The organism is bacterium (genome assembly GCA_040757115.1).
GTDB lineage: Bacteria > UBA9089 > CG2-30-40-21 > CG2-30-40-21 > SBAY01 > JBFLXS01.
On the sequence record JBFLYA010000263.1, the window covers coordinates 1 to 5,168 of the forward strand.

Here is a 5,168-nt window from a genome sequence, read left to right on the forward strand (position 1 = left end):
CTTGAAGGCAATTTCTTATGGCACAGATTGCTATCCCAGAAAAGAACTTGATACCTGGATTAATATTAAAGACTTAAATGAGGCAGTGCTATTTAATCCAAGAAATTGCTACCAGAACTATAATGTTGCAGTAAATCTTTCAAATAAAGTTATCTATACCTATATGGGAGTATTACAACCCAAATTGGGTAATGCTAATTACTGTAGTGCCGGCCAGCTGTCTCCTTTATTCAACGACCCATTGTATTTAACCATAGGTGTTGGCACAAGGATATTTTTAGGCGGTGGGACAGGTTATGTTATCTGGCAGGGAACACAGCATAATCCTAATGTTCCTCGAGGTAAAAATGATGTCCCTAAATGTTCAGCCGGCACTCTATCAGTATTAGGAGATTTAAAACAAATGAGTCCAGAATGGTTGAGGGGAGTAAGTATGACTGGTTATGGCGTATCATTAGCCGTAGGAATTGGCATACCTATTCCAATACTTAATGAAGAAATTTGCCGATATACCGCAGTTAAAGACGAAGAAATATATACCCAGATTGTAGATTACAGTTCTGCATACCCGCAGGCAAAACCAGAAAGTTTAGGTGAAGTAAATTATGCCCAACTCAAAAGTGGAAAAATATTCCTTGATGGTAAAGAAATACCAACGGGTGGGCTGTCAAGCTATGCTAAAGCCAGAGAAATCGCCAATATACTTAAAGAATGGATTCTTAAAGGTAAATTTTTCCTGAGCGAACCGGTTCAGATGCTCCCATCTGTTGGCTCTACGGTTAACTTTAAGCCACTTAAGGAAATCGTAACTGTTTAGCCACTGATTAGCATGGATAAAATGGAGGAGAAGGTAAAAACTAAGAAGTAAAAAATAGGCGAAACCCTCCTGCCCACAGCGTGGACACAAACGACGATGAAAATTAATGGGACGCAGATTTACAGGATTTACAAGATTTTAAAGAAAAACCACTAAGGCACTATAAAAACATCAAGAAACTCTAAAGAAATAACTATAGAAATACAATAATAAAAAATTAATTTTAATCCTGTTCATCTGCGAAAATCTGCGTCCCATAACCTATTTTCAGGGGAAACGGACATGAGCCAAGGCTCACAAAGGGCAATGAAAATGGGAGAAGGACAACCCCCTAACCCCCTTTATTAAGGGGGAATTGCTGAGAGTTTCTTTCTTCCCGAATCCCGAGTCCCGAGTCCCGATTTTCAGGGGAAACATGAAAAGATGTTCGGGTTTGATTTCTGCCATAAGTCTTGGTTGTCCAAAGAATTTGGTTGATACAGAAGTGATGCTTGGGTTGTTAGAAAACGCCGGCTATGAGATTACTTTCAATCCAGAAAGGTCTCAAATACTGATTATTAATACCTGTGCTTTTATTCAGCCCGCGGTCAACGAAGCAAAAATAATTATCCAGAATTCATTGAATAAAAATCAAAAGATAATTGTTGCTGGTTGTCTTGTTCAACGAGATGGAGATAAACTTTTAGAGGAGTTCCCGGAGGTATCTTATTTAATTGCCCCAGGACAGATTCATAAAATTGACAAAATACTTAATACCTCTCAAAAGGTCTATTGCAATAGACCTGAATTTATCTATTCGTCTCAGACCCCTCGATTGCGGACGACCATTAATTTTACTGCATACATCAAGATAGCGGAGGGATGTAATAATTGGTGTTCTTATTGCCTTATTCCAAAACTACGGGGGAAATTTAGAAGTCGTCCCATCGAAGATATTGTCAAAGAGGTAGAAAATTTATCCGGCGTTGGGGTAAAAGAGATTATTTTGATTGCCCAGGATACAACCTTGTATGGGGTGGATATTTACGGTGAGGCAAAATTAGCTCAACTTCTAAAAAGATTAGTAAAAATCGAGCCAATAAAATGGATAAGGATTATGTATAGTCACCCGGAGCATCTGACCGATGATGTGATTTCGATAATGAGCAATTCTGCAAAAATTTGCCCATACATTGATATACCGATACAACATATTGACGATGAAATCCTTAACAGAATGAATCGGCCATTGCCAGGTCAAAAGATTTACGAATTGATAAAAAAAATAAGGGAAACAATCCCGGATGTTGCCTTAAGAACTTCGCTAATGGTAGGATTTCCTGGAGAAACTGACAAAGATTTTAAAAAATTAGTGGATTTTGTCAAGGAAATAGAGTTTGACCGATTAGGTTTGTTCAAATATTCACCTGAGAAAGGGACTTTAGCCTATTCTATGCCAGACCAGATTCCAGAACAAATTAAGGAAGAAAGATGGCTAATACTTTTAACACTCCAGCAGAAGATATCATCTAAAAAATTAAAGAATAGTATTGGAAAGAATCTGGAGGTAGTGATAGAAAAAACAACAGACCAAATAACTTATGCCCGCAGTAAATACGATGCCCCAGACATCGATGGATTGGTCATTATTCATCAAAAAACAGGTAAAGTTGGTGAATTTATAGAAGTCAAGATAATTGATTCTAAAGAATATGACCTGATTGGAAGACCAACAAGACGCTGAAGGAGGTTACTATGTTAATCATTACGACAAGGGCTCCTGAACAAACAAAGTTATGGGGAGAGAGATTAGGCAAGTATTTAGAAAAAAGTGATATTGTTTGTCTATTCGGTGGTTTAGGCGCGGGGAAAACCGTATTTACTCAGGGAATAGCCAGAGGACTTGGCGTGGCGGATGAATATGTCAATTCGCCTACCTTCTTAATGCTCCGTGAATACCGTCAGGCTCGATTACCACTTTTTCACTTTGACCTGTATCGATTAGAGTCCCTGAACGAATTGTATGACCTGGGTTATGAAGAATATTTCTTTGGAGATGGTATCACCGTAATTGAATGGCCGGAAAAGGTGGAAGAACTAATACCACCTGAATACCTGAGAGTGGAAATTGAGTGGATTGATTCTCATAGCCGTGAGATTAACTTTATCCCTTATGGAAACCATTACCAGCAAATTGTTGCTCAATTGAAAAGAAAATAGAAAATGACGATGAAGGTTTTAGGTATAGAAACATCAACACCAGCAGGAAGTATTGCCTTAATTGATGAGGAAGAGATAATCTCTGAATACACTTATCAAGGTAAATTAGAGCATTCTACCTGGCTAATACCTGCTATTGACACGGTTCTGAAAGATGCAGGTTTATCTGTTAGGGAGATAGAGGGGATAGCCGTTTCTTCGGGGCCAGGCTCTTTTACCGGGCTACGAATTGGGGTTAGCACGGCGAAAGGATTAGCGTATGGACTAAACATTCCGTTAGTCGGTATTTCTACATTAGATAGCCTTGCTTTAAATCTGCTTTATACCGAAAAGATTATCTGCCCGATATTAGATGCAAGGAAAAATGAGATTTATACTGCTTTCTATCAAGGTCAACCCCCTCAACGGCTAACGGATTATTTACTTATTTCTCCTCAAAGATTAATTGAGATGATTTCTCAACCAACTATCTTTTTAGGTCAGGGGCTTAAATTATATCAGGAACAACTTAAAGAGGCATTGAAAAATAGAGAAGTCTATTTTGCTCCATTATCTTTATGGTTACTACGGGCAAGTAACCTGGCGATATTGGGGCTAAAAGAACTAAAAGCAGGCAATCAGGTAGATATTTATTCTTTTACTCCATTCTATCTCAGAATGGCACTGTGAGTTACAGAAAGGGAGAAAAATGATATTAATCATTGATAATTACGATTCCTTTACTTATAATCTTGTTCAATATTTAGGGGAAATAGGATTAAGTGGAGATAATATCGCGGACAAATTAACGGTTTATCGAAATGATAAAATCACAATTGATATGATTTATAAATTATCTCCTGAGGCTATTTTAATCTCTCCAGGCCCCTGCACACCGTTACAAGCCGGGATATCTAATGAGATAATTAAAGAATTTGCCGGTAAGATACCTATGTTAGGTGTTTGTCTTGGACATCAGTGTATGGGATATGTCTTTGGTGGAGAAATCGTTCGAGCAGATAGACTTATGCATGGTAAAACATCCTTGATCTATCACAATGGCAAAAGGATATACGAGGGTATTGAAAACCCATTTGTCGCTACCCGTTACCACTCCTTAATAATCAAAAAGGATACTTTTCCAGATTGCTTAGAAATAACTGCCTGGACACAAGAAGAAGAGATAATGGGTATCCGACATAAAGAATATGATGTCGAAGGAATACAATTTCACCCCGAATCTATATTAACTAAAGTTGGAAAAGACATATTAAGGAAATGGGTAAAAATAGCAAGTAAAATTGCGGGTGTAGATACCATTCAAAATTCAGGCATAAAAAAAATTAAAAAAAATAGTTGACAAAATTATGAAGTAATGGTATATTTATATATCATAATTTTTTTTGTAGAGTTTTAGTAATAATCTCTTAAAAAAGGAGGGAGAGAAGAGAAAAAGATATTTTAAATTTCCTCTAAGTTTTTAAGAGTCCTATTTTTTTACAAAAAAAGCAGGCTTACTAAGGCTTGCTTTTTTATTCTCACTAAACTCTACCGAAAGGATGGAGGATAAAGTGCCAACGGTTAATCAATTAGTTAGATTTGAAAGGGAGAAAATGATAAGCAGGAAAAAAACTCCGGCTTTAGGAGGATGTCCGCAGGCTAAAGGGGTGTGCACACGCGTCTATACGACTACACCCAAAAAACCAAATTCTGCTTTAAGAAAAGTAGCCCGAGTCCGATTATCTAAAGGGGGCGAAGTAACATCTTATATCCCGGGTATTGGACATAATCTCCAGGAACATTCCATTGTTTTAATCCGTGGGGGTAGGGTAAAAGATTTACCCGGCGTTCGATACCATATTATTCGAGGCACTTTAGATACTATAGGCGTTACGGATAGAAGAAAAGCAAGGTCTAAATATGGAACTAAAAGACCGAAAACAGGAAAGTAGCTAGTGCTCTGTCGCCATTCAAGTGATTGATTGGCCGTTGTCCCCCGCTGGCAGGGGTCTAATCCTTACCCACAAATTGGGTAACAAGATGAGATAAGCAAGGATAAACTATAAACGGGAGATTAGAGATTGCAGGAGAGCGGAGTGAGTGGCAAAATTCCAAATCACAAATTCCAAAATACAAATAAATTCCAATGACCAAAATTCAAAATTCCAAACAA

At 37.7% G+C, this 5,168-nt stretch carries 6 protein-coding genes; all 6 read left to right on the forward strand.

Features of this window, described 5'->3' with window-relative positions; translation table 11 throughout:
* A partial coding sequence (locus AB1422_16570; GenBank protein MEW6620920.1) for a homocysteine biosynthesis protein occupies positions 1 to 817 on the forward strand: 817 nt, incomplete at its 5' end.
* 415 nt (positions 818 to 1,232) lie between these two features.
* The gene (gene rimO, locus AB1422_16575) at positions 1,233 to 2,540 is read left to right on the forward strand and encodes a 30S ribosomal protein S12 methylthiotransferase RimO (protein MEW6620921.1); all 1,308 of its coding nucleotides are present in this window, start codon (positions 1,233 to 1,235) and stop codon (positions 2,538 to 2,540) included.
* 11 nt (positions 2,541 to 2,551) lie between these two features.
* A complete protein-coding gene (tsaE, locus tag AB1422_16580) occupies positions 2,552 to 3,016 on the forward strand; it encodes a tRNA (adenosine(37)-N6)-threonylcarbamoyltransferase complex ATPase subunit type 1 TsaE (GenBank protein ID MEW6620922.1) in 465 nt (154 codons plus the stop codon).
* A gap of 3 nt (positions 3,017 to 3,019) precedes the next feature.
* Positions 3,020 to 3,685 (forward strand): tRNA (adenosine(37)-N6)-threonylcarbamoyltransferase complex dimerization subunit type 1 TsaB, encoded by a 666-nt coding sequence (gene tsaB / locus AB1422_16585; GenBank protein ID MEW6620923.1) that lies wholly within the window; start codon positions 3,020 to 3,022, stop codon positions 3,683 to 3,685.
* Positions 3,686 to 3,704: 19 nt separating this feature from the next.
* Entirely contained in the window at positions 3,705 to 4,355 is a 651-nt protein-coding gene (locus AB1422_16590) for an aminodeoxychorismate/anthranilate synthase component II (GenBank protein ID MEW6620924.1), read from the forward strand.
* Between the two features lie 211 nt (positions 4,356 to 4,566).
* Complete coding sequence (gene rpsL, locus AB1422_16595) at positions 4,567 to 4,947, forward strand: 30S ribosomal protein S12 (protein MEW6620925.1); 381 nt, start codon at positions 4,567 to 4,569, stop codon at positions 4,945 to 4,947.
* Positions 4,948 to 5,168: the final 221 nt, after the last annotated feature.